Origin of the sequence: Bacillus sp. FSL K6-0923, from assembly GCF_038630825.1 — a bacterium.
Taxonomy (GTDB): Bacteria; Bacillota; Bacilli; order Bacillales; family Bacillaceae; genus Bacillus; species Bacillus pumilus.
Window position 1 is genome coordinate 3,498,096 of the sequence record NZ_CP152044.1, and the last position, 23,854, is coordinate 3,521,949.

Annotated in this window: 26 protein-coding genes; 7 read left to right on the forward strand and 19 right to left on the reverse strand. The window is 42.3% G+C overall.

Features of this window, described 5'->3' with window-relative positions; genetic code table 11:
- Positions 1-5 precede the first annotated feature (5 nt).
- The 7 genes from MHI16_RS17975 to MHI16_RS18005 form a co-directional block, all read right to left on the reverse strand.
- Positions 6-860: a polysaccharide deacetylase family protein gene (locus MHI16_RS17975; protein WP_061410013.1), complete on the reverse strand. Its 855-nt coding sequence runs from the start codon at positions 858-860 to the stop codon at positions 6-8.
- Positions 861-925: 65 nt separating this feature from the next.
- On the reverse strand, positions 926-1,255 hold the full coding sequence (locus MHI16_RS17980) for a PTS lactose/cellobiose transporter subunit IIA (RefSeq protein WP_024423898.1): 330 nt from the start codon (positions 1,253-1,255) through the stop codon (positions 926-928).
- A 19-nt stretch (positions 1,256-1,274) separates the two neighbouring features.
- On the reverse strand, positions 1,275-1,598 hold the full coding sequence (locus MHI16_RS17985; protein WP_058013336.1) for a PTS sugar transporter subunit IIB: 324 nt from the start codon (positions 1,596-1,598) through the stop codon (positions 1,275-1,277).
- 12 nt (positions 1,599-1,610) lie between these two features.
- The gene (locus tag MHI16_RS17990; protein ID WP_268466907.1) at positions 1,611-3,044 is read right to left on the reverse strand and encodes a glycoside hydrolase family 1 protein; all 1,434 of its coding nucleotides are present in this window, start codon (positions 3,042-3,044) and stop codon (positions 1,611-1,613) included.
- The gene (locus MHI16_RS17995) at positions 3,041-4,105 is read right to left on the reverse strand and encodes a mannonate dehydratase (protein WP_058013334.1); all 1,065 of its coding nucleotides are present in this window, start codon (positions 4,103-4,105) and stop codon (positions 3,041-3,043) included. The genes MHI16_RS17990 and MHI16_RS17995 overlap by 4 nt, the downstream gene beginning before the upstream one ends.
- A 14-nt stretch (positions 4,106-4,119) precedes the next feature.
- Complete coding sequence (locus MHI16_RS18000) at positions 4,120-5,430, reverse strand: PTS transporter subunit EIIC (RefSeq protein WP_050944554.1); 1,311 nt, start codon at positions 5,428-5,430, stop codon at positions 4,120-4,122.
- 87 nt (positions 5,431-5,517) lie between these two features.
- Positions 5,518-7,476, reverse strand: a complete 1,959-nt coding sequence (locus MHI16_RS18005; RefSeq protein ID WP_268466908.1) for a BglG family transcription antiterminator — start codon at positions 7,474-7,476, stop codon at positions 5,518-5,520.
- A gap of 136 nt (positions 7,477-7,612) precedes the next feature.
- Between MHI16_RS18005 and MHI16_RS18010 the strand changes: the two genes are divergently transcribed.
- Entirely contained in the window at positions 7,613-7,825 is a 213-nt protein-coding gene (locus MHI16_RS18010) for a hypothetical protein (protein ID WP_234034825.1), read from the forward strand.
- 45 nt (positions 7,826-7,870) lie between these two features.
- On the opposite strand, the gene MHI16_RS18015 is transcribed toward MHI16_RS18010, so the two are convergent.
- The 6 genes from MHI16_RS18015 to MHI16_RS18040 all read right to left on the reverse strand — a co-directional run bounded on the left by MHI16_RS18015 (position 7,871) and on the right by MHI16_RS18040 (position 13,590).
- Entirely contained in the window at positions 7,871-8,296 is a 426-nt protein-coding gene (locus tag MHI16_RS18015) for a DUF5082 family protein (protein WP_003214784.1), read from the reverse strand.
- A gap of 281 nt (positions 8,297-8,577) precedes the next feature.
- The gene (locus tag MHI16_RS18020) at positions 8,578-8,841 is read right to left on the reverse strand and encodes a YwqI/YxiC family protein (protein WP_058013332.1); all 264 of its coding nucleotides are present in this window, start codon (positions 8,839-8,841) and stop codon (positions 8,578-8,580) included.
- A gap of 36 nt (positions 8,842-8,877) precedes the next feature.
- The gene (locus tag MHI16_RS18025) at positions 8,878-9,303 is read right to left on the reverse strand and encodes a DUF5082 family protein (protein WP_050944558.1); all 426 of its coding nucleotides are present in this window, start codon (positions 9,301-9,303) and stop codon (positions 8,878-8,880) included.
- 297 nt (positions 9,304-9,600) lie between these two features.
- Positions 9,601-11,007: a Na+/H+ antiporter NhaC gene (gene nhaC / locus MHI16_RS18030; protein WP_058013331.1), complete on the reverse strand. Its 1,407-nt coding sequence runs from the start codon at positions 11,005-11,007 to the stop codon at positions 9,601-9,603.
- Positions 11,008-11,150: 143 nt separating this feature from the next.
- Positions 11,151-12,572 carry an aspartate ammonia-lyase gene (gene aspA, locus MHI16_RS18035; protein WP_012011744.1) on the reverse strand — a complete coding sequence of 474 codons (1,422 nt, stop codon included), beginning with the start codon at positions 12,570-12,572 and terminating at the stop codon, positions 11,151-11,153.
- Between the two features lie 28 nt (positions 12,573-12,600).
- Entirely contained in the window at positions 12,601-13,590 is a 990-nt protein-coding gene (locus MHI16_RS18040) for an asparaginase (RefSeq protein WP_058013330.1), read from the reverse strand.
- Positions 13,591-13,797: 207 nt separating this feature from the next.
- Between MHI16_RS18040 and MHI16_RS18045 the strand changes: the two genes are divergently transcribed.
- A complete protein-coding gene (locus MHI16_RS18045) occupies positions 13,798-14,145 on the forward strand; it encodes a helix-turn-helix transcriptional regulator (RefSeq protein ID WP_003214932.1) in 348 nt (115 codons plus the stop codon).
- Positions 14,146-14,202: 57 nt separating this feature from the next.
- Here the strand turns inward: MHI16_RS18045 and MHI16_RS18050 are convergent, their stop codons facing one another.
- The 5 genes from MHI16_RS18050 to MHI16_RS18070 form a co-directional block, all read right to left on the reverse strand.
- The gene (locus MHI16_RS18050; RefSeq protein ID WP_012011745.1) at positions 14,203-14,670 is read right to left on the reverse strand and encodes a helix-turn-helix transcriptional regulator; all 468 of its coding nucleotides are present in this window, start codon (positions 14,668-14,670) and stop codon (positions 14,203-14,205) included.
- 107 nt (positions 14,671-14,777) lie between these two features.
- The gene (locus MHI16_RS18055) at positions 14,778-15,296 is read right to left on the reverse strand and encodes a YfjD family protein (RefSeq protein WP_058013329.1); all 519 of its coding nucleotides are present in this window, start codon (positions 15,294-15,296) and stop codon (positions 14,778-14,780) included.
- Between the two features lie 21 nt (positions 15,297-15,317).
- Entirely contained in the window at positions 15,318-16,076 is a 759-nt protein-coding gene (locus tag MHI16_RS18060) for a hypothetical protein (RefSeq protein ID WP_058013328.1), read from the reverse strand.
- A 12-nt stretch (positions 16,077-16,088) separates the two neighbouring features.
- Positions 16,089-17,285: a glycine zipper domain-containing protein gene (locus MHI16_RS18065; protein ID WP_268466909.1), complete on the reverse strand. Its 1,197-nt coding sequence runs from the start codon at positions 17,283-17,285 to the stop codon at positions 16,089-16,091.
- 4 nt (positions 17,286-17,289) lie between these two features.
- The gene (locus MHI16_RS18070) at positions 17,290-17,613 is read right to left on the reverse strand and encodes a WXG100 family type VII secretion target (RefSeq protein WP_058013327.1); all 324 of its coding nucleotides are present in this window, start codon (positions 17,611-17,613) and stop codon (positions 17,290-17,292) included.
- 226 nt (positions 17,614-17,839) lie between these two features.
- On the opposite strand from MHI16_RS18070, the gene pepT reads away from it, so the two are divergent.
- Both pepT and MHI16_RS18080 read left to right on the forward strand, forming a co-directional pair.
- Positions 17,840-19,072, forward strand: a complete 1,233-nt coding sequence (gene pepT / locus MHI16_RS18075; RefSeq protein ID WP_058013326.1) for a peptidase T — start codon at positions 17,840-17,842, stop codon at positions 19,070-19,072.
- A 287-nt stretch (positions 19,073-19,359) separates the two neighbouring features.
- Positions 19,360-19,539: a hypothetical protein gene (locus MHI16_RS18080; protein ID WP_041816054.1), complete on the forward strand. Its 180-nt coding sequence runs from the start codon at positions 19,360-19,362 to the stop codon at positions 19,537-19,539.
- Positions 19,540-19,618: 79 nt separating this feature from the next.
- On the opposite strand, the gene MHI16_RS18085 is transcribed toward MHI16_RS18080, so the two are convergent.
- Entirely contained in the window at positions 19,619-20,296 is a 678-nt protein-coding gene (locus MHI16_RS18085) for a DUF3298 and DUF4163 domain-containing protein (protein ID WP_058013325.1), read from the reverse strand.
- A gap of 161 nt (positions 20,297-20,457) precedes the next feature.
- On the opposite strand from MHI16_RS18085, the gene MHI16_RS18090 reads away from it, so the two are divergent.
- From MHI16_RS18090 to MHI16_RS18100, 3 genes are all read left to right on the forward strand, one after another.
- Complete coding sequence (locus MHI16_RS18090) at positions 20,458-21,315, forward strand: MurR/RpiR family transcriptional regulator (protein ID WP_186306799.1); 858 nt, start codon at positions 20,458-20,460, stop codon at positions 21,313-21,315.
- A 196-nt stretch (positions 21,316-21,511) separates the two neighbouring features.
- A complete protein-coding gene (gene garR / locus MHI16_RS18095) occupies positions 21,512-22,405 on the forward strand; it encodes a 2-hydroxy-3-oxopropionate reductase (RefSeq protein WP_058013323.1) in 894 nt (297 codons plus the stop codon).
- 7 nt (positions 22,406-22,412) lie between these two features.
- Positions 22,413-23,834: a four-carbon acid sugar kinase family protein gene (locus tag MHI16_RS18100; protein WP_058013322.1), complete on the forward strand. Its 1,422-nt coding sequence runs from the start codon at positions 22,413-22,415 to the stop codon at positions 23,832-23,834.
- Positions 23,835-23,854 lie beyond the last annotated feature (20 nt).

Consider the following 23,854-nt stretch of genomic DNA (forward strand, 5'->3'; position numbering starts at 1 on the left):
TATCGTTAATTCCCTTCTACCAGCCTGCCAAAGCTTTCTGGTGAAAGTCCCGGTGAAATGCGAACACGGTGCAAGGACATCATGCCTTGTTCCTTTTTCGCATGTCCTGGTTCAGTGGTGACAGCCATTTGATAACCGGCTTCTTTCGCCAGTTTTAGCGTGTCTTCGTTATAGCGCCCGACAGGATAGCTGACCATTCGCGTACGCTGAGAAAAACGTTGATCAAAGAATGCCTTTGATCCTTTTAATTCCTCTTTCTGCTGCTCCTTTGATAAACGATTGAGCTCTAAATGATGTATTGTATGACTCTCGATCGACAGCCCATTTGCTATCATTTCATCCATCTGTTCATCCGTTAAATGGTTCGGACGGTCAATGGATTGCTCAATCATGAAAATCGTTGCCTTCATTCCATACTGCTTTAAAATCGGAAATGCCTTTGTATAGTTATCGGTATATCCATCATCGAATGTAATGAGGACACACTTCTCACTTGGCTTCGTATTTGTTGTGAAGACGCGGTACGCTTCTTCTGGCGACAGCGTGACATAGTCGTTGTCCTTCAGCCATTTCATATGAGCCGCAAACTCGCGCTTTGGTACACGCAGCGAGTTACCACTGGAGATGCTGTGATACATCAAAATCGGAAGCTCTACCGGCTCCTCTTGCTCAATCCAGCTTTGTGTATCAATCTCTATCGCTTCTGCCTGCTGAATCTCTTCTGTTTCTTTTAATTGTAATGGACCCTTTTCCTCTTTGACCACCTGCTGGTTTCCTTCCGTTTGCTCTTTCGTTCCCATACAGCCCGAAATGAGCAGCGCCAAAAGACCAACCGTCATCAACATACATGTTTTTTTCATTCACCAATCCTGCTTTCTCTCTATCTATCGAATGATTATAACAGAAATTGGTTACTAGCTGATATCTATTTTGACAGGGTGTTCATTTTTTTACACATTTCAATCATTTCGATGGCAAGCAGATGAATGGTCTCTGTTGTGAGCATTTGATCTTCTGCATGTATTAGCAGCAAAGAAAAGGGAAGCTGCTCACCTGCCGCCTCTTTTTGGATCAGCGACAAGTGAAGGTTGTGGATGCTTCGAAACGCTTCCTCCCCTTTTTCAATCAACTGCTGTGCTTTTTCAAAATCATCAGCTCTTGCTAGACGAATGGCTTCGACATAATGGCTTCTTGCCTCGCCCGCATGAGCAATGATTTGAAAGGCTGCTCCCTGCATTTCCTCTAATACCGTCATCTGCTTCTCCTCCAATTACTTAAGATTCATTTGCTAGTTTCAGAGCATGTTCTAGTATTTTTTCTCCGTTCGCTGTTCCGTATAATCTCACATTGATGACATCGACAGGTACTTGGTAAGGTGCCGCTGTTTTTTCTGCTGCCTTTTTCATAAAGCTTACTTGCGGTCCAAGTAAAATCACCTGCACATCTTCTCCGTGCTCTTCTAATTCATCCGCAATAGCCCCTTCAGGTATAGCGTATATATCATATTCCAGCCCCTTAGCTTCTGCGGCTGCCTTCATTTTGGACACTACAATGGATGTCGACATTCCTGCGGCACAAGCGAGAATGATTCGTTTCATATCCCAACACTCCTATCGATAGTTGACTTCTGTTTCGACCTTCAGTTCCCTTGTTTTAATTAATGTCTGGTACCAATATGCTGATGCTTTCAACTGGCGATTCCGTTCATTTTCCAGCTGGATTTCGACTAATCCGTAGCGGTTTTTAAAGGCATTCATCGGCGATACATTATCCGTAAAAGCCCAAAGCATATAGCCCGTGCAATTTGAGCCTTCTGCTTTTGCTTGAAGTGCTCGCTTTAAATGCTGGCTGATAAAGGAAATGCGATACTGATCATCAATGATACCGTCTTCTCTTTTAAAGCGTTCTTCCTTTTCCACACCCATGCCGTTTTCGGCCACAAACCACTCAATATTTCCGTATTCTTCTTTTATTCTCATGCCCATATCATAGACAATGTCCGGATAGATTTCCCAGCCTCTGAATGGATTCATTTTTCTTCCTGGAAGCTCAAACATATCGTAATAATAAGACGGATGAAATGGCGTCATCTCATTCCACGCCTTACTCGGTGCTTTGACCCGATGCGGATAGTATAAGTTGAGCCCGACGACATCGACCGTATGATTCTTGATGACCTGAAGCTCTTCCTCTGTCGCATCAAAAAGAATCTCATGCTTTTTCAACACATCGAGCAATTCCTCTGGATACTCCCCTTTGATGGAGGGATCTAAGAACACTCGATTGAAAAACAAATCATACATCCGTGCCGCTTCTTGATCATGCGGAGCAGAGGATCTTGCATACGTCACTTCTGAATTGAGAATCACCCCAATTTTTGCACCTGTTGATTCCTTCAATCCCATCTCCCGAAACAGCTTCACCACTTTTGCTGTTGCCAGTGCTTTATGATAGTTCCACTGCATCCATTTCTTCGTATTTTGCTCAAAGGGATAACGGATAGCATCTAGGTACACGCGTGTTTGGACAACAATCGGTTCATTAAAGCTAAACCAATGCTTGACCCTGTCTCCATATCGCTTAAACACCTTTTCCGCATAGAGAACAAACAGCTCGACGACATGCTTTGATGACCATCCATCGTACTTTTCAAGCAGCACGGCTGGAAGCTCATAATGCTCTAAGCAAAACATCGGCTCTACACCTGCTGCGATTAATTCATTGATCAAATCATCAATGTAACGAGCATAGTCCTCATCCACAATCCCCTTCTCGTAATCGATAAAAAATCTCGACCAATTGATCGATGTCCTATAATGAGTCAGGCCGATTTCTTTCATGATGGCTACATCTTCTGGATAGCGCTCGTAAAAGTTCGTCGCACCAGCCGGCCCATATCCTTCGTGCCATACGTGATACCCATTCTTATACCATAAATCGATATACGAATCCTGATGCGCCTCCTTTCCCTTCCATCCCTCCGTTTGCCAAGCAGAGGCCGCAGCACCTAGGATAAAATCTCTTGGAATCTCGATTCTGTTCATGTCGCCACCTTTCCTTTCCTCGTTTGAACGTGAAGTCCTTCCCAAATTCCTTGCAAATACATAGCCCCAAGCGCCCGATCATATAAACCGTAGCCATGCCTGCCTGTCTCGCCAAAGATCATACGCCCATGATCCGGACGGACATAGCCAGCAAATCCCTCTTCATACAAAGCCTTCACAATTGTCCCCATATCGAGACTTCCTGCTGATGAAAGGTGCGCTGACTCTTCAAAATCACCGTTTTCATGCACGAGAACATTGCGCAAATGGGCAAAGTGGATGCGTCCTTTTTTCGCATATTTACGTGCAAGTGACGGTACATCGTTCTGCGCATGACAGCCGAGTGATCCCGAGCAAAACGTAAAACCGTGCTGGGAGCGTCCATCGATCTGAAGAATACGATCCAACTGCTTTTCATTACTGACAATACGAGGCAGTCCGAAAATATCCCAAGGAGGGTCATCTGGATGGAGTGCCATGTTGACCTTTTCTTCTTCTGCTACCGGAATGATATGTTGCAAGAAATAAGACAGGTTCTCGAATAGCCTTTCTGCCCCTAATTCCCTGTAATCAGCCATCAATTGTTTCATTTCCACCTGTGTATAAGAGGTATCCCATCCTGGCAGTGAAAATGGGTCTTTCTCTATGTCCATATGTTCTAGTTGATGCTGAAAATAGGCTAGGGTCGTCGATTGATCAGCCAATGAAAGGTCGAGCTGCGTTCGTGTCCAATCGAGGACAGGCATGAAGTTATAACAAATGACCTTCACACCGTGCTTCGCTAATCGTCGAATATTTTCTTGATAATGCTTGATATAAACGTCCCTCTTTGGTTTACCGAGTTTGATGTCTTCATGGACCGGAAGACTTTCGACAACCTCGAAGGAGAGATCATGTTTCTCAATCTGTTCTTTTACATGAGCAATCCTTTCCTCAGGCCACAGGTCACCAGCTGGCACATCATAGACGGCACTCACAATGCCTTTCATGCCTGGGATTTGACGTATATGCGCGAGTGATACGGGATCACCCTCTCCGTACCACCTGAATTGCATGTTCATTCATGTCACTCCTTTTATTCTGAATCTGGTGCCGCTTCTGGTTTACGGTTAGACAAGAGAACAAATGGCAAATAGATGAAGACTGCGACCACAATACAGATGAGCTGTGTGATGACAGCCCCCATGCTGCCGGCGGTGGACAGCCATGCATTCACAATCGGTGGTGTCGTCCACGGCACCATCACGACGGCTTTTCCAGCAAACCCTGTAGCCGTCGCAATGTAACCAATCGTTCCTGTCACAAGCGGTGTAACGATAAATGGAATTGCCATCACAGGATTTAACATGACAGGCAAGCCAAAAATAACGGGTTCATTGATGTTGAAGAGGCCCGGACCAGATGAGAGCTTGGCAATACTTCGCATCTCTTCCCTTCTTCCAGCAATAAAAATCGCAATCAAAAGCCCAATGGTCACACCTGAACCACCGATGCTCATATACACATCCCAAAATGGCATCGTGATGATATTCGGAATCTCTTTTCCTTCTTGAAATGCTGTCATATTTACTGCAATTGATCCTAATAAGAGCGGCTCCCGAATCGGTTTGATCATCTGGTTGCCATGGATGCCGATCACCCAGAAAAATTGCGCCACAAACATCAACGTTAAAATCCCTGGCAGACCCTGTACAACACTTTCTAGCGGGCGCTGCACCACGTTATACACTGCTTCATGCAAATAAATGCCTGTCAAACGATGAAATGCAAAGCCGAATGAACTAATGATCGTAATCGTAATGATCGAAGGAAAAAGTGACGAAAAAGATGTTGCCACATTCGATGGAACAGAATCCGGCATCTTGATTTGCAGCCATTTCACCTTGGTCAGCTTACAAAAGATTTCCACAGATACGATTGCAATGATCATCCCTAAAAATAAACTTTTTGGATCGGAAAATTGCCTTGCCAGTACATCTACAACTTCACGCATCGATCCATCCACTTCAAGAAGAAGTGTCGTTGGAATAACAGATATAAATGAAATCAATGCCATCAGCCCTGGGAACAGAGACTTGTGCCCGTTGATTTTCCCAAGCTCTATCCCGATGAGGAACACAGCCCCAATGGTTAAAAAGTTCAGCGTGGCATAATTGATTGCCTTCATAATTGGCTGAAGCTCCGCTAAAAATCTGAACATCTCAAAATGAGCAAGCCCTGTTTCCGGGCTCATGATCATATTTGCCACCAATACAGCAAAAGCCCCTGTAATGATGATTGGCATCAATGTGACAAATGCCTGTTTAATCGCCATAATATATTTTTGATTCGTGATACGATAAGCCACATTCCCCATGACGTCTGCCGCTTTCTCCTTAAAGCTCATGATCTGTCTCCCCCTTTGCAAAAACTCGTGATCATCCTCCTTTGATGTTATTTTAAAAGCGCTTTCATTAACATCTAATCTTTTTCCTCACAGATGCGGAAATGGGTGTCCCGTTTTTTCATTTGGATGCTCCAATACTTGCAGCGCCGCCGTCAGTTCCTCAAATGAAGCGGCCTTGATGAGTTGCTCTACCACTTCCTTGCGCTCTGTCAGCCGTACAAGAAATTGATACAGTGACTGTAACTCTTTTTGATACGTCTTCTGGATACTCAACAAACAAACGACTTGCACCCGATTTTCACCCCACAACACCGGTTTTTTCAACGTACAGATCGCACAAAACGTGTCATCTGTTGCTGGCTTAATCGGATGAGGAATCGCAACTAAATGACCGAACGATGTCGGTGACACTTGCTCTCTTTCCAGCAATAATTGTTCAAACTCTTCCGGGATGCGATCCTGTTCCTTGAGCACATTTACGAAAAATTGCAGTACCTCTTCCCTTGATTGAAGGTCTTGCTGAAAATATGTCAGCTCCGGACTTACATACCGCAAAACCCCTGTATCCTGCGGACCCTGCACAAACCGTTTCAGCCGCACAATATCATCGTCACTTAGAATCGTATGTACATCAATTACTGGCACCGGCAACGTGTTCTGAAGCGGAATGGTACTAATAATAAAATCAATGCTTCTCAAATCGTACGAAGAAATTTCCCCAACACTTGCAGAACCAGCGATATCCAGCCTTCCGCTAAAAGCTGCTTTCAGCTTATGAAGAAGGAGCTGACTGCTGGCGACACCCGTCGCACACACAATCAGGCATCTCTTTTTCACATGCTGTGATTTTGTCCGCTCGATTGCAGCCCCAATATGAAGCGCCAAATACCCAATCTCATCCTCATGAATCTCAATTCCCTCTTTTTCTTTCAGCCATCTACCCATATAAACGCCAGCTTCAAATGCAATGGGATAATATCTTTTAATGTCCGTTAAATAAGGATTACGAATGTTCATACCGTACCTAAAACGATGAATAGCGGAACGTAAATGAAGACTTAATCCAATGATGAATTCTTTATCAAATTGAATACCAAGTGACATGTGCTCCTCTACATAAGCAAGCAATTGGTGGATAAAGCGAAAGTGATCTTCTTCTAGAAGGTGAAATAGCGTATGACCCGCATCTCCGTAAGCCATCATCTTAGCTCCCATCAAGTGAATCGCAATATACGCCATTTCAGATAATGGACAATCAATTGCTAGGACATGACGAATATCCTCTGCCATTTGTTGAGCTACTTGGAAAACAGGCTGCACTTGGATCTCTTTTAATTCCGTTTCTGGCATCATGACCAGTTTTTTCTCTTCAATTCGTTTGCATGCTATGGCGATGTGGATGACTAAATTACTTAAACCGATTTCTGACAGATGAAGTCCACTAGCTTTTGTACGTGAACGCACGATATCCTGGATCAATTGATACGTTTCTTCAGGTAACAGCGCCGAGTTCGCATGCGCTTGCTGAAACACATGCTCAGCCATACAATATCTCAATTTCATTTCATCTCCTGTCAGCCGCAGTCCATATTTAGGACGATGTGACACAGAAAGTCCATGTAATGAAAACAAATGTCTGACCGCTTTCAAATCATTTTTCACTGTCGATTCACTCACAAATAATTCCTCTGCCAACGCATCTAACTTAATATAGTCTTCTGATAGAAGCAGCCTTTTCAATAGAAAGGCTACACGGTCTTCAGGCTGATTGGGAATGATCTGTTCCTTTTTTTCGCTTCTTTCTCTCAATGACTTTTTCAAAAATGTACGAAAAGACCCATAATCCTCGACGGTCAATGTATATCCTGCCCCGCGTTTGATATGCAGTACGGCTCCACATTCTTCTAAAATAGATTTAAGCGCTTTCATATCTGTTCGGATCGTTCTTGATGTGACGCCAATCATGCGGGCAATTTCTTCACTAGTCAGTTCCTGTTCCGCTTGCATCAGTCGTTTCAGAAGCTCCTCCTGACGTAGAGATAGCATGATCTCTCCTCCCTTGGCATTTACTTTTGCCTATCATCATAAACGAAAGTAGAACTCTTTGCCCAGTTTTTCTTTCAAGTCGGGAACCATGATATGGCTCATTCGTATGAATAGAAAACAAGAGGAGGGATGCATCATGGGTTCTTTTATGTTTGTTATTATGATGATATTGGCTTCTTTAGGAGCAATCATTGCCCATTTATTCACATCAAAGGATCAGCGTACGTCTGCTAAGCGTTCTTCACATCACAGTTCAACAACAAGTAACTATACTGATTCTTATACTCATCACGCTTCTGATGCCTCCTGCGGAGGAGATTCCGGGGATAGTGGTGGTGGATGTGACTAAACAAAAAAACAGCCGCTCGCTAATGAGACGGCTGTTTTTATTATTTTAAAGAGCCTTCCAGCCCCGTTCAATCAGATGTTTAACATCGAGTGCAAAATCCTCACCCTTTTCCATCACGTCCTGGGCTCTTCCGGCAAAGTTACTGGCAACAGCCAGCTCCATTTTTTTCAATTCAAAGTGCAAGATTTTTTGATCAATCTCTGCGATATATTTTTCATACTCATTGTTCACGATGTCATGCATGACATGATAAGCATCTTTTCGGTGGCGATGAAAGTCGGTTCCTCTCTCACCTTTCCATGACGAATCTAGAGCAGGCTTCTTGATTTCCTTTATGTCAGACTGCGCAAGATCTTGTTCTGTTCGAATATTGCTTTTGGCTGTCTTTAACCGAGAGATCATGTCATCAAATTCTGCACGTCTGTTTTCAATTCCCATATGCAGATGGTGTAGCATCTCGGATAAACTCATGTCATCCACCTCTATCGGACCTCATACGAAAGCACAGATCAGAGCCTTGGAAACGATCGACTCACTTGATTTTTCCAAACCTGGCATTTCTATCGTTTGGCTTTCATTAAGTATAGTATAAGGTGAAAAGCCTCAGTCTTAAATAGGGAAAAGGTGTCCTTTTAGTGACGTGTTTGGAAGAAAAGAGGAATAATACAAGGTCTTACATCCCGATTTATATATGAGTCCTTAGATCTATATTTCGCATCATACCATGAAACCCATTAGAAAAATGATTGCCATTATTTTGCCGCAATCGCTTCGTCCTGTTCTTTTAAGGTTTTCACATTCGAGCGCGTGTCCTGGACATTTTTGGTTAAGGCTTCTTTAAAACTTGAGACCATTTCGTTCACCTCTGCCTCGCGTGCCGTCCACTTGGTTACAAATTCAAGGCTGTTTTCACCTGCTTTATCTGCTGCTTTTTTCATCGTTAATGCTTCGACTGCTTGGGAGACTTCATCTAGTTGATCCATAACTGTTTGGTAGTTTAATTTAATTTGTCCCATCTTGATATCCTCCAGGTTTGTTCAGCATGAAGGGGCTTATAAGCTGCTCCATGCTTTTGAGATCAAGCGTTTGGCGTCCTCTACTGCGTCTTCTCCTTTTTCAGCAAGACGTGCGGCGTCTCCAGCTAGGGAACTGGCAAAGGATAACGCAGCTTGTTCGGCTTCCAACGTACTGATTTTGAATTCGATGCGGCTCACGTAACGCGGGTACTTATCGTTTACAATCGTTTGCAGCGCATCATGTGCTTCATTCCGCTCTGATTTGAAATCCTGGCTTCGTTCACCTTTCCAAGAGGTCCCAAGCTTTGGCTGCTTGATTTGCTTCAGGTCTGTTTCTGCCGCATCTTGTTCACGTTCGACCTTACTTTTCGCCTTTTTCAGTCGAGCGATTTTTTCTTCGATTTCTGCTTTTTTACTTGTAATGCCACCATTTAGGGCAGACAGCATATCCGATAAGCTCATTATGGGTTCCTCCTCCTGACAAAAAATAAAAACGCTGCTTAGATTTCATCTAAACGAGCGTAAGGTGAATAGCACTTTTTCCATTATTGTTATTATAAGGTTCAAAGACTCACGTTTGAATAGGTATTTGTACCCTTTTTATGGGATAAATATGCTTTCATTTTGCTTCTCATTACCCCTTAAGACCTCTTTTATAAGAGGTCTTAATCCCTAATTATTTGCTATATGTCACATATAGTCACACAGACCTAGGACAAACAAAAGCCGCTCGGTTGAGGAGCGGCTTTTGTAAACGGCTTATGAAGCCGATTCTTCTGATTCTTGTGGATTCTTAACGTACCAGATGAATTTCCCTGTATATCCATAAATAATAGCAAGAGCAATGGCAACAAAGCTCAACCACATAAATGGTAAATAAGAGAATGTGGATACGCCTAGAATTCCCGCCATATAAATCCCGTTATCTGACCAAGGGACCATACCAGACGTCATTGTTCCACCGACTTCAGCGTTTCTAGATAGAACGCGTCTGTCTATTTTCAATTTATCGTAGCTTTTTTCCATAATTTTCGGTGTAAGAATTAATGAAACGTACATTGCACATCCAAAAATATTGGCAAAGAATGCTACAACAAGTGTAGATAGGGTTACATTTCCTGCATTATATAATTTCTTCTCAAAAGTAGAGACAATCACTTTTAGAACTCCTAGATATTCAAGTACGCCACCAAACCCAAGCCCGAGAATAATGACCACTAAAGATCCAAGCATATTCACAATACCACCACGATTTAACAGCGTATTTAAGAAATCTACATCTGAATTAATAGAGAAGCCATTGTATGCTGAACCAATCGCATCTGCTGGATTCATTCCTTGGAAAGCCATCGCCCAAATAGATCCTAAAAGAGCACCAATGGCAATAACAGGCATTGAAGGTTTCTTAAATACGAGCAGTAATACAACCACTACTGCTGGGATGACCATCCAAATGTTAATGGTAAATGTATCATGCAGGGCATTTTTCAAAAATTCTACCTTATTTTGATCAATGTTGCGTCCACCATACATAAAGCCTGTAACCGTAAACATAATGGCCGTAATGACAAAGGCTGGTATGGATAAAACCATCATCGCTCGAACATGTGCCAGCACGTCCACTTTTGAAAGAGAGGAAGCGAGCACTGTACTATCTGATAATGGGGATAATTTATCTCCAAAATAAGCACCAGATAAGACGGCACCTGCCACGATCGGAAGTGGAATACCTAGCCCTTCACCAATTGCGATCATCGCAATCCCTGCCGTTCCAACCGTCCCCCAAGAGGTTCCTGTTGCAATGGACATGAGTGCACAGATGACAAGTGTAGCTAATAAGAAGATATTAGGATGAATAAATTCTAAACCATAATAGATTAACGTAGGTACAACCCCACCTGCAATCCATGTACCAACAAGTGCACCTACTGCAATTAAGATTAAAATGGCTTCTAAACCATTCGATATCCCTTTTGTGATCGCATTTTGAAGATCCTTATAGGAATGCCCCAATCGAATACCTAATGCGATAACCATAAACCATGAGATAAACAATGCTAGTTGAATATCCAATTTGAAATAAAGAGTAAAAGATAAAACAATTGCTAAAAACAAGCCAAGTACAGACACGACTTCTAACATAGACGGCAGACGTGGTGATTTCATTGTGTTTCCTCCCTTTGTGTACGCGTTAAGCGTTTTCAAAATATTGTGAAAAAAGTGTGTCAATTCGAAAGAAAGTGAATTGCCTGTTTTTCTCTATTTCACAGGCAATTCTACATATTAATAAAATAAAATTTTTGATATTATTATCGCTCTAGGAGCTCTGCACCCGCAATGCCAGGCTTTGTCATCTCGAATGGATTCAAAATAATATCAAGTTCTTCTTCTGTTAACACATCATTTTGCAAGCAAAGATCTCTGATCGATTGTCCTGTCAAAATGGCTTCCCTTGCGATTCTAGCCGCTGCTTCATAGCCTAAATGAGGATTCACGGCAGTGATCACGCCTGCGCTTTTTTCTACATATTCTTTCAAACGTTTTTCATTTGCTTCAATGTCCACTAAGCAATGATCTGTGAATGAACGGAATCCGTTATTCATTATACTAATAGATTGAAGTAAGTTAAAGACCAAAACAGGCTCCATCACATTTAACTCAAGCTGACCTGCTTCAGAGGCAAGACAGATGGTGTGGTCATTCCCAATGACCTGGAATGCGATTTGGTTAATGAGCTCTGCCATGACTGGATTGACTTTCCCAGGCATAATGGATGATCCTGGCTGACGAGCTGGCAATGCAATTTCAGCAAGACCTGCACGCGGACCAGAAGCCATTAGACGAAGGTCATTGGCAATCTTAGACATGTTCATCATGCATACTTTTAATGCGGCAGAGACTTCTGTGTAAGCATCTGTATTTTGCGTCGCATCCACAAGATGTTCTGCGCCTACAAGTGGAAGACCAGAAATATCGGCTAGCTTCTTCACGACGATCTCAATATAACGAGGATCTGCGTTTAGGCCTGTCCCAACTGCTGTTGCCCCCATATTGACTTCATATAAATGCTGTTTTGATTGGTTGATCCGCTTAATATCGCGGCTGAGCACGCGGCTGTAAGCTTCAAATTCCTGTCCTAAACGAATTGGAACAGCATCCTGCAGGTGCGTACGTCCCATTTTGATCACATGATCAAATTCTTTCGCTTTCTTTTGGAATACGTCCTGCATCGTTTGCATTGTCTCAAGCAGAATGTCTAACTGCTTCAATACAGCAATATGGATCGCTGTTGGAAACGAGTCATTCGTTGATTGTGACATGTTTACATGTGTGTTTGGGCTTAAATGGATGTATTCACCCTTTTGATGTCCCATGATTTCTAGCGCTCTGTTTCCAATTACTTCATTGGCATTCATATTCATCGACGTTCCTGCGCCGCCTTGGATTGGGTCTACAATAAAGTACTCATGCAGTTTGCCTTCAATGACCTCATCAGAAGCTTGTACGATGGCATTTCCAATTCCTTCATATAAACGCCCAACCTCCATATTGGCTTGAGCTGCTGCTTTTTTCACGATGGCAAAGGCTCTAATCAGTTCCTCGTGCATGCGGTATCCAGTTATCGGGAAATTTTCCTTTGCACGAAGGGTTTGAACTCCATAATACACGTCTGCCAGAATTTCTTTTTCTCCAAGAAAATCCTTCTCATAGCGATAAGTTGCTTGAACCATCTGATATGACCTGCTTTCTATAGAATAGTTAAATCACTAAATCTTCTGCGATCGGCGTTTCCATAATCTTTTTCACTTCTCTTGGGTCTGTTGTTTTACCTAGTGCCCACATGAGTTTCGGCACAATGGCCTCTGTGTTCATGTTTCGTGAACGTGCCACTAGTTCTTGATTGATTTTGCGTCCTACTTCATACACGCTCATGTCTTCTCCTTCTTCAAGACACTGTGTTGTGATGACAACAGAAATGCCTTCTTCGAGCAATTCGTTGATTTTCTCTAAAAGGTTTCTTCCTTCGAAAGGAATTCCGCCGCTGCCGTAGCTTTCGATGACGACTCCTTTGTATACACCTTTGATTGCATCTAAGAATTCAGGCTTTAGACCTGGGTGCAATTTCAAGAGACAAACGTCGGTGTTTAAGGATGCGTCTAATTTAAGCGGTTTCATTGACGATCTTTTTACTTTGCTATTGTATTCAATTTGATGGTTTTCAATCGATGCAATATATGGATAGTTAATACTTTCAAATGCATCATAGCTTTTCGTTCTTAATTTGATTGCGCGTGTCCCTTGAATCACTCTGCCATCAAAGACAACATACACGCCGCCTACGCCGTCACATGCAAAGCGAATGGCATCGGTAATGTTTTTCTTTGCATCTGTTTTCTTGAACGTAATCGGAATTTGTGAGCCTGTAATGACAATTGGCTTATCCGGATTTTGCAGCATATAAGATAGTGCTGCTGATGTATAGGCCATTGTATCGGTTCCATGCGTGACGACAAAGCCGTCATATTGATCATAATTTTCATAAATGGCTGTTGCGATATCCACCCAGTATTCAGGCTGCATATTTGTACTATCTATACTCATTAGGGACTTTGTGTCCATTGTGTAATCTGCATTAATTTCGTTTAAATAGCTTAAAAGGTCCTCAGCCTTAACACCTGGAGCCAAACCATTTTCACTCTCTACAGATGCAATTGTCCCTCCAGTGGTTAAAAGCAATAATTTCTTCAACAGGTCCACCTCTTTCAGTAAAATTACTTCGTTTGTCACACATATTATAAGCCAGCTTGTGCTATTCTATAATATACGCTTTACGCGTACCTTCATTGCCATTATAGTCACATAACGCGAATTAATCAAGAAATTATTACGCATAACGCGTACATTCTATTACAAAATATGATATACTGTTGTTGTATATAAAGGAGCGTTCATGTAATGATACTCGATCGTTTAACCACTCTTAGAAAAAAGAAAAAATGGTCTCTCCAGCATACGGCAGATCGCCTAGGTATCGCCAAAAGCACCTATGCCGGTTACGAATCTGGGTACCGACGACCTTCGCTTGAAGCAGTGAAGCGCCTGGCTGATTTGTATGATACGTCCATTGATTTTTTACTTGGTAGAACGGACGAGCCAGAGATACAACGTAAAATCTCTGATATCAAAATTGAACTGACGGAAGCAAAAGAAGGAACAATCCTTGTAGACGGGGTTCCCCTAAATGATGAAGAAATCAAACAGCTTGTTGCCTTTATTCGGGCGAAAAACACCCTAAAAGTATAAAACACCGAAAAGAGAGGCCCCTATTAATCGGGTGCCTCTCTTTCCTTTTTCAGCTGCTTAAGAATAAGGAGAAGACAGCTGACTTAATTCCTCTAAGCGCCGCTTCGCTTCTTCTTTATTAAATGAACTATAATAGCGATAATTCTCATCATCTAAGATGCGGTAATGCTGACTCAGCACATTTTGCTGAAGACGAAATGTGCCTTTTTTGATAGACGTCCGCCACCAAACCTTTCCGCCGATTGTACGTTCCACCGATAGATGCAATTCATCATGTGCCACAACTTCCAGAATCTCAAGCGGATCATCCCCAAGTGTCCCTTTTAAAATGTCACTGTCCCTGAATAATGCACATACGGCCGCAGTTTGCGTCCAATTGAGGCGAAGCCTGTTTTTTTCAACCTGCTGCAAATGCCGTTTCGATAAACCAAGTACCTCAGCCATGCGGTCCTGCGTATAATTCTTTTCTTTTCGAATCCGTGCCATTTGTTCTGTGACGAGGTCGATTACCATCTCTTTATCCATCTCTCATCACCTCTCCGAGTGTTCAGTGTTTACTGACATCATACACGATTTTTTCGAAAAAGTGGCGCCTCATCCTTTAGAATATTGGAAAATACTACCTAGTTAATCTATTCTTCGACCTGACCATGCTGCTGTCTCCAGCTCTCTTGGGCTGCCTGATTTAAATGTGGGTAGATCTCTTGTTTGACGGTTTGCTCGAATACTTCTTCATCTAAAATACTGTACGCTGGAATCTTAATCAATTTCCCATCTATTGTCCGAATGAGCACATCCATGAAGAGAAATCCTCTTACACTGTACCGATGCCTGCGCATATCAATGGATTGAATATCATGAAAAGGGATCGTCCGCTCTCGATGCAGAACAGCACCATTTTTTCCGCGCTGAATGCGAAAAATCACGTTTCCCCTCTTCGTAAAAGCCGGTAGAATCATCAAAAAAGAGATCAAGCCATAGAAAATGCCTAATAATCCGCCTAAAAATAAAAACAATGTATAATTCGATTCAAATGTAAGAGCTTCTGAAAACAGCCAAATACCGATGATACCGAAGCCGCCCGTTGCTAAGAATGCCCATACCCTTAGAAAGGTCCTGCTTCTCACTTCTATTACATCACTTGGATTCAAGCGTCATTCTCCTTTTCTCCATTAGAATATAGAACGTAATCCGTCTCTATGAGCCGTCTCCACGCGAAATTCACTTTCTTTTATTCCCGACACAAGCCACGACTGTTTCTCACCTGGAATGACAAATAACATGGATTCCACATCAGGCGTATTATTTTTGTCGTAGACGACCTTCATTAGGGAGTCCATCTTTCCTTTTCTCTTCTGTACATCAGAAACAAATGCCTGCACGAGTTCTTCGTTCTCTGCTCGATGAAGGAAGGAGGGCCACTCATTATTCGCCTCACTTGCTTGCTCTAATAGCTTTTCAAATTCCTCTGCTTGCAGAGTAATGACAGATTCAGGGTGATCACTCATCTTTATGTTGAAAAAGGCCGTCACTTGCTTCTCTGCCTGCTGGTCGTCTTTCAGTTTTTGAATCTGATGGACTTGTTGATCATACAGCGTATGGTGCGCATATACGCCCATCTGTGTCGTATGAAAGGAGGTACTGACTTCTTCATCTTCATCCCCAAATCGAGACGCCTTGACGGTGTGAGATGCGTCATTCATCGCCTGGATGAAATGACGGTATTCCGCTTTATAACGATATTGTCTGTTTCGAAATTCAAGTACACCTTTTGCGAGCAAAGAGCGACATGCAATTTCAAATAAAAACCCTAGGCGCTCGTCCTCTACATCAGGATAATAGGCTTCCTTTAAGGACATGCCTTGTTCAAAATAGCCTTCACTGTAAAAACTAAAGATGAGTTCCTCAATACTTAGACTTAGCTGATCCAACTTGATCTCTCCTTATCCAAAAGAAAATGCACCCTTAAAGAAATCGCCTGCACCTTTTATGAGCGAATCTGCGGTTTCTTTTGTTTTTTCTATCCCTTTATGTATCACCTGATTTGCCTGATCAATGGTGTCATTAACTGCTTTCACACCTTGACCCGCCAGCTCGAATGCTTGTTTCCCTTTATCCACGACCGCATGAATTGGATCCTTTAATTTCACTGCAACCTGCTCAGCAAAGCCTGATGTCAACTTGGCGACTTTTTCTCCTATAAATCCACCGACTGCGGAACCAATGGCTCCTCCAACGACGGTTCCAATCGGTCCCGCAAAGCTTCCAAGAGCTCCTCCGACAACGGCACCTGCGACAGACCCGCCAGCAATAAAGACCGTATTGTTCACTGCATTTCCAACAGCCTTCGCATTTTCACGCTTAAGGACTTCTGGCTGATCACCGAATTCTGCATAGTTCTCAGCAATTTTCAAACCACAACCGACCGTTTCTGTTGCGCCAGTGACAACCGTTGCAATGATGGCATTTCCTTTGGCGAATCTTGATCCATTTTTCAAAACAGACTTGATCGCAGCTGTGTCCTTCCAATTGATACTTCCTTTTGTAAAGTCACGGACACTATTCGTGAATGCAACTGTATCGTCAGGATAAAATTTTGTGAATTTCTTATGAACCAAATCAGCCATCGACCAGTTTGATCGTTTTAATAATTCTTTTTTACTCAGCCAAATCCTTGCTAGTCGGTCAAATCTCGTTCCTTCTACCCGGCTGGTCAGATCAAGCAGCAGCTTTGAATGCTGCGCTGCATAACGGCCATTGTCTTTAATGAAGGTTGTCATCCCAAGCCCGTAGTATTTCGCCTGCATCATCACAATACCAGCTAAGCTCGTGAGTGTACCATATTGATCATAGATACTGTACAATTTCCGTAAAATATCATCCGCTTCGACCATTTTATCTTTTGCATGACGAATCGCAATATCATCACTGCTCAATTTACTGATCAACGCTTGTCCTGCTCCCCATGCATCCCCGACGCCTGAAAAACAGCTTCTATACCGAGGATCACAGCCTAAAATGAGACCATCCAGTTCACTATGTAAATCGCGGTGCTTCGTTTCTATGACAGAAAGTTCGCCTACAACATCATTCGCCAGCCCTGTCAGCTTATCTGGATCAACCACTATGTCACGTGCCATCACATCATCTCCCTTCTCGATTTCTTTCTCTCCGTTCTTCTTGTCTCTTTCGCTCAAGCTCTTCCATTCTGGCTATTTCAGCTTTCCGTTCCTCGATTTTAACTGCTGCATCGCGCAGTTCCTGACTTGTTTCAAGCAAATCCTTTTCGAATTGATCATAGCGTGCCGTTGTTTCCTCAAAGCTTTGATCAAATTTATTCCTTGCTTCTCCCTGCCAGCCTGATCCTACTGCCTTGAGCCGATTCACAAGCAACTGCTTTGACTGCCGAATCTCCTCAGCTGCTTCCTGAAACTTTTGAGCGAGTGCCAGCGTTTGACTAGAATCCAACTTTCGCACCCCTTTCTCCCAATTTAACGTACAAATGGATGATTTTATATGTCCTCATTATAAATAAAAAGACACCCAAAAAAATCACCCTAAAGAACCATTCAACACATCACAAAATGAAAGTAGGTCTTTTTCCTCTCTAATTGCCAGAGAAAGCCTTTCTTGTTATGAAGCGCATTCAAGACGTGATAAAATGAACGTATTCTACAAAAGGAGTGACGTATACATGAAAGAAGAAATGATTCAGCGATTCACAAGTTATGTGAAGGTAGATACACAGTCGGATGCAGATAAGGAAAGCTGCCCATCGACTGAAGGACAGTTGAACTTAGCGAGACAGCTAGTTGAAGAAATGAAGTCCATCGGAATTCAAGAAGTGACAATGGATGAAAACGGCTATGTCATGGGAACGATCCCGTCTAACACAGAAAAAGACGTACCCACTATTGGCTTCCTGGCTCACATCGACACAGCGACTGACTTCACTGGCAAGAATGTGAAACCGCAGCTTCATGAAAACTATCAAGGCGGCGACATCACCTTAAATGAAGATTTACATATCGTTTTATCTCCATCACAGTTTCCAAATTTACAAAAGTATCAAGGACATACGCTGATCACAACAGATGGCACAACCTTGCTTGGTGCAGATAACAAAGCGGGTATCGCAGAAATTATGACTGCCATGCATTACCTGATCGAGCATCCAGAAATCAAGCATGGAAAAATTCGCGTCGCCTTTACACCAGATGAAGAGATTGGCAGAGGGCCGCACAAATTTGATGTGGATGCCTTTGGCGCTTCCTATGCGTATACAATTGACGGAGGACCGCTCGGGGAGCTGCAATATGAAAGCTTCAATGCAGCAGGTGCGAAAGTATCCATTAAAGGAAACAACGTCCACCCTGGGACAGCAAAGGACAAAATGGTCAGCGCTGCGAAGATTGGGATGCTCTTCCATAACAAGCTTCCTTCTGATGAATCTCCGGAATACACAGAAGGCTACGAAGGATTTTTCCATCTCACGAAGTTTGTAGGAGAAGTTGAAGAAGCAGAGCTGCAATATATTATTCGTGATTTTGATAAAGACAAATTTAACGATCGCAAAGCACTATTTGAAAAAATAGCAAATGACTTAAAAGCCATTTACGGAGAAAACAGCATCAATCTCAAAATTCAAGATCAATATTATAATATGAGAGAAAAAATTGAGCCGGTGAAACATATTGTGGATATTGCCCATGAAGCAATGGAAAACCGCTCAGTGACACCTGTGATCGAACCGATCCGCGGCGGTACAGATGGCTCCCAGCTTTCATATAAAGGTCTTCCAACGCCAAACATCTTTACTGGCGGGGAAAACTTCCACGGTAAATATGAATTTATTTCTGTCGAGAACATGGTGAAAGCAACAGAAGTCATCGTTGAAATCGCCCGTCTATTTGAAGAAAAAGCATAGATATGTTTAAAACCGTTCCTGTTCGGGAACGGTTTTTTAATAAAAGTTTACAATTTTCTGAAACTTTTATGACACTTATTCGTACTAATAGAGACAACCCCAGAAAAATTCTTCTTGACGAGTGCAATAACTGGAAATATAATAGTTAAAAACAACCGGTATTTTAGACCTAAATTAGCAGATCATCTAAACCTTAAGAACTAAACCGATTTGCTGCTTATTTTCAGTTATAAACATCACTCACCCTGTCTACACTTAAAGAATAGGATGAATTGGAGGAATGTCATATGATGATTTTATTGATTATCGCTTCACTTTGCTGCTACTTACTATTCTCTTTCAAAAAAGATAACCGCACACCAAAACGAAAAAGCGCAGAGCTTTCGGAGTTTGAAATCTTTCGTATGCGCCGCCACTACAACGGAAAACGCCGTCACCCACTAAACGAGGCACCTAAACAAGTATAAATCTAAAAAAAGAGCCTCATAAGGGGCTCTTTTTGATTGAGTAAATAGCAAAAAACGACCAGATACAGTGGTCGTTTTTTTATTTATATACCTTCGCAGGAACTTGAATCATCGGAATTCCTACATAGTAAGGTGAAATCTCATATGGTTGGAAGACAACAGCAATTCCCTTTTTCGTGAAGTAATACTGCGTGTTGTAGTTAATTTCAATGTCTCTTTTTTTCAGGTTCGCATAGAATTTGCTTTTATGTTTCTTTGTGTAGTTATAAATATAATCTCTTACTTTTGTACGCTTTTTCTTTGTTTTCACAACGTCTGTCAAGAACACTTGCTTTGTCTTTTTCTTCGTTAGCACATAGTTCATGCTGGAAACCATCGTATCGCCGTGCATTCCACCATCATTCATGTAGTCATAGTTTAAGATACTGAGTTTCTTCCCATTGTTAAATTTCGTTTTAAACGATCTTTCGTACGTGATCTTCCCAAAGCCTTCCTTTTTCGCTTCGTCCTTTAAGAACAAGTAAGTAGAATAAGAGAACGCGATGTCTTCTTTTAAATCACGATTGATGGTTTTCATATGCGCCTTACTTAGGTTTTTCACCTGTGCATATTTAAACGTTTTTTTCTTTTTATAATAGTGTGTGCTTACTTTCGCTTTTTTTGCTTGTTTGGCATCCGCAGATCCAACTGGCGCAAACAACGAAACAATCAGTGAAAAAATGAGCAGACTGATCGTTAGGCCTTTTTTCATTGTCATAGTAAAAACCCCCATTTTTGTCTATTACCAATTGAGTATACCATGACAAAAGAACCAAAAGAAGCAATATTTCCATATTATTCTTCCTTTTTCCACTTCGGGTTTGTTTACCGTTTTCATAAGTTCCTGTATGCTTAATGTAGAATGCTAGATGAAGTGTGGTGTTTATCATAGAAGAGAATATTTTTAGTCACATTCGGACGACGTTTCATAGTTTGTCTCCAACCCAGAAAAAGATTGCCAATTACATTTTAGAAAACCCTCAGAAAGTTGTGCTTCATTCCATTAGTGCACTCGCTGCTGAATGCAATACAAGTGAAACGACGATCTTTCGGTTTTTACGGAAAATTGGCTATGAATCGTACCAAGTGTTTCGTGTCCATGTCGCACAGGATATAGCAACCAATACACCCCAGTCCATATACGGTGAGATCGAGGCATCCGATAGTGTAGCTGACATTAAACATAAGGTCATAGAGTTAACAACAAACTCTATTCAAGACATGAAACATATATTAGAAGACCATGCCGTCACGCAATTCATTGAACAAATGAATCAGGCACATAAAACCGTCTTCTTCGGAGCCGGTGCATCCAGCTTTATTGCTGGGGATGCTTATCATAAGTTCCTCCAGCTTGGTTTTGAAGTGAGTCTATGCAGTGATCCGCATATGATGAACATGATTGCAACTCACGCCACGGAACACGATTTTATCGTTGCGATCTCCCATTCAGGAGAGAGTAGAGAAATTCTTGATGCCGTGCAATTTGCTAAAGAAAAGGGAGCAAAGGTTGCCTCTATCACCAGCTATCCGAAATCAGAGCTCGCAAAGCGATCTGACTTTCATCTGCTCAGTTCCTCTAGGGAGACAACCTATCGATCTGACTCCATGATCTCCCGTATTAACCAGCTTGTGATCATTGATGTACTATACGTTGCCGCTGTTTTAGAACTAGGATCAAATGCCATAGAAAATGTGAAAAGATCTCGATTAGCCGTAGCTAAAAATAAAACATGAACGCAAAAGGCCGGAGCTGATTCCGGTCTTTTTTTGTGACTTTTCTCATATTTTCCGTTGACACATTCCTATCACGTCATGTACATTAAATGAACAATAGTTTATTTACTACTATAAAAAACGAAAGATAGTATATATACTAACAAACGAAAAAGAAAGCGCTTTTTGTAAGGGTTTTCTATAGGAGGCGTTCCATGTGACAAAGAAAATTGGATTCATTGGATTAGGTATTATGGGAAAGCCTATGGCACTCAATCTATTAAAAGCCGGTCATACTGTGACTGTGTTCGATCTAAATGAGGAAGCGATTCAAGCGTTACAAAAAGCCGGAGCAAAAGGTGCCGTTTCAGCAGCTGATGCCGCTACTGAAAGCGATATCATTATTACAATGCTTCCTAAAGGAGAGCATGTAGAGGCAGTTGTTTCAGGTGATCATGGTATTTTAGCTACAGCTAAACCTGGCACTATTGTCGTAGATATGAGCTCAATTTCCCCTGTTACTTCTAGAGCTTTAGCTGCTCTTACAAAACAGCATCAGGTGGAATTTATCGATGCGCCTGTCAGCGGCGGAGAACCGAAGGCAATAGACGGAACACTTGCCATCATGGCTGGCGGCGAAGAAGCCATCTTTGAGCAAGTGAAGGATGTCCTGCTTGCGATGGGCACAGAGGTTGTATTAGTTGGCACAAATGGAAGCGGAACAACAGCGAAGCTCGCCAATCAAATCATCGTCAACTTAAATATTGCCGCTATGTCCGAGGCGCTCGTTCTTGCTGCTAAATCGGGCATTGCCATTGACAAAATGTATGAAGCCATTCGCGGTGGGCTGGCAGGAAGTGCTGTTCTCGATGCAAAGGTCCCTCTCATTTTAGAACGAAACTTTGAACCAGGCGGACGTATCGACATCAACTTAAAGGATTTAACCAATGTGATGGAAACTGCTCATGATATCGGCGTTCCTCTCCCGCTTTCTAGCCAGCTGCTCGAAATTTTCCACGCGCTCAAAGCGGACGGAAAATCTGGGCTTGACCATGGCGGCATCGTTCAATATTACGAAAAAATGGCTCATGTCGAAGTGAAGAAAGGATGAGATAGTCATGAAGAAAAGCACTGACATACTGAATGCCCTTCCGAAAACGGATGTAAAGATTATTCAATCAGCATACGAACAAGCACTGAACAGCTTTCATCATAAAGTCATTGTATTAGATGATGATCCAACAGGGATTCAAACCGTACATGGCGTCTCTGTTTTCACCGATTGGTCAGAAGAAAGCATCGAAGCCGGTTTTCTTGAAGACAGCCGCATGTTCTTTATTTTGACCAACTCTCGCAGTATGACAGAGAAGGAAACGGCGGCTGTGCACGAAACAATCGCTTCAACCATTGTAAAGGTAGCGGAACGGGTTGATCAGGATTTCATCATTATCAGCCGAGGAGATTCCACTCTTCGTGGACACTTTCCGCTGGAAACTGACGTACTCAGAACCACGATTGAACAACAAAGTTCCCGCCAATTCGATGGAGAAATCCTTCTTCCTTTTTTCCAAGAAGGTGGACGCTTGACGATCAACAATATTCATTACGTCCAAGAAGGACACGAATTCATTCCTGCTGGTGACACAGAATTTGCACGAGACCGCACATTCGGCTTTCAATCATCTCATCTCGGAGAATGGATTGAAGAAAAGTCAGACGGATTGTTCACGAAAGAGAACACCACCTACATTTCGTTAGATGATCTACGGGCTTTACGAATTGATGAAATAAAAAAACAGCTCTTGAGTGTGACCGATTTTAAAAAGGTGGTTGTAAACGCTGTGGACTATGACGATGTCAAAGTCTTTGTCACCGCTCTCATTGAGGCCATTCAAGCAGGAAAGCAACTCATGTTCAGAAGTGCGGCGGCACTTACAAAAGTTCTTGGCGGTATAGGGGATCGTGCCTTATTAACAAGACATGACTTGATACAGGAAGAAAGCTCGCACGGTGGTCTCATTATGATTGGGTCTCATGTGAAGAAGACAACAGATCAATTAAAGGCGCTTCAACAAAATAAAGAGGTAGCTTTTATTGAATTCAATACACACCTCGTGCTAGAGCCTGAAGCATTCCAACAAGAAATTGACCGCGTGATTCAGCAAACTGAAGCATTATTAGCATCTGGTCAATCTGTGGCTGTTTATACAAGAAGAGAACGGCTTGATCTTGGGAATGATCGTCAGGAGGAAGAATTGAAGCTCTCTGTAAAAATTAGTGATGCTGTGACAAGCATTGTCCAGCGTCTCACAATTCGTCCTAAGTATCTCATTGCCAAAGGTGGCATTACCTCGAGCGATATTGGTACTAGAGGACTTCACGTGAAACGTGCAACCGTAGCAGGGCAGATCAGACCAGGGATTCCCGTGTGGCAAACAGGCGAAGATAGTAAATTCCCTTTTATGTCTTATGTGATTTTCCCGGGAAATGTTGGTTCAAGGGATACGTTAAAAGAAGCTGTAGACATACTTGAAGGATAAAGCATAGGGGGTGTTTTCGC

Bases quoted from the DNA above. Each gene is read 5' to 3' on its own strand.
- MHI16_RS17975 (WP_061410013.1), bottom strand. From the start codon at position 860: ATGAAAAAAACATGTATGTTGATGACGGTTGGTCTTTTGGCGCTGCTC.
- MHI16_RS17995 (WP_058013334.1), bottom strand. From the start codon at position 4,105: ATGAACATGCAATTCAGGTGGTACGGAGAGGGTGATCCCGTATCACTC.
- MHI16_RS18080 (WP_041816054.1), top strand. From the start codon at position 19,360: ATGATGATTTTATTGATTATCGCTTCACTTTGCTGCTACTTACTATTC.
- MHI16_RS18005 (WP_268466908.1), bottom strand. From the start codon at position 7,476: ATGCTATCTCTACGTCAGGAGGAGCTTCTGAAACGACTGATGCAAGCG.
- MHI16_RS17985 (WP_058013336.1), bottom strand. From the start codon at position 1,598: ATGAAACGAATCATTCTCGCTTGTGCCGCAGGAATGTCGACATCCATT.
- MHI16_RS18100 (WP_058013322.1), top strand. From the start codon at position 22,413: ATGAAGAAAAGCACTGACATACTGAATGCCCTTCCGAAAACGGATGTA.
- MHI16_RS18050 (WP_012011745.1), bottom strand. From the start codon at position 14,670: ATGGATAAAGAGATGGTAATCGACCTCGTCACAGAACAAATGGCACGG.
- aspA (WP_012011744.1), bottom strand. From the start codon at position 12,572: ATGGTTCAAGCAACTTATCGCTATGAGAAGGATTTTCTTGGAGAAAAA.
- MHI16_RS17980 (WP_024423898.1), bottom strand. From the start codon at position 1,255: ATGACGGTATTAGAGGAAATGCAGGGAGCAGCCTTTCAAATCATTGCT.
- MHI16_RS18010 (WP_234034825.1), top strand. From the start codon at position 7,613: ATGGGTTCTTTTATGTTTGTTATTATGATGATATTGGCTTCTTTAGGA.
- MHI16_RS18065 (WP_268466909.1), bottom strand. From the start codon at position 17,285: ATGGCACGTGACATAGTGGTTGATCCAGATAAGCTGACAGGGCTGGCG.
- MHI16_RS17990 (WP_268466907.1), bottom strand. From the start codon at position 3,044: ATGAACAGAATCGAGATTCCAAGAGATTTTATCCTAGGTGCTGCGGCC.
- nhaC (WP_058013331.1), bottom strand. From the start codon at position 11,007: ATGAAATCACCACGTCTGCCGTCTATGTTAGAAGTCGTGTCTGTACTT.
- pepT (WP_058013326.1), top strand. From the start codon at position 17,840: ATGAAAGAAGAAATGATTCAGCGATTCACAAGTTATGTGAAGGTAGAT.
- MHI16_RS18025 (WP_050944558.1), bottom strand. From the start codon at position 9,303: ATGAGCTTATCGGATATGCTGTCTGCCCTAAATGGTGGCATTACAAGT.
- MHI16_RS18045 (WP_003214932.1), top strand. From the start codon at position 13,798: ATGATACTCGATCGTTTAACCACTCTTAGAAAAAAGAAAAAATGGTCT.
- MHI16_RS18085 (WP_058013325.1), bottom strand. From the start codon at position 20,296: ATGACAATGAAAAAAGGCCTAACGATCAGTCTGCTCATTTTTTCACTG.
- MHI16_RS18015 (WP_003214784.1), bottom strand. From the start codon at position 8,296: ATGAGTTTATCCGAGATGCTACACCATCTGCATATGGGAATTGAAAAC.
- MHI16_RS18020 (WP_058013332.1), bottom strand. From the start codon at position 8,841: ATGGGACAAATTAAATTAAACTACCAAACAGTTATGGATCAACTAGAT.
- MHI16_RS18000 (WP_050944554.1), bottom strand. From the start codon at position 5,430: ATGAGCTTTAAGGAGAAAGCGGCAGACGTCATGGGGAATGTGGCTTAT.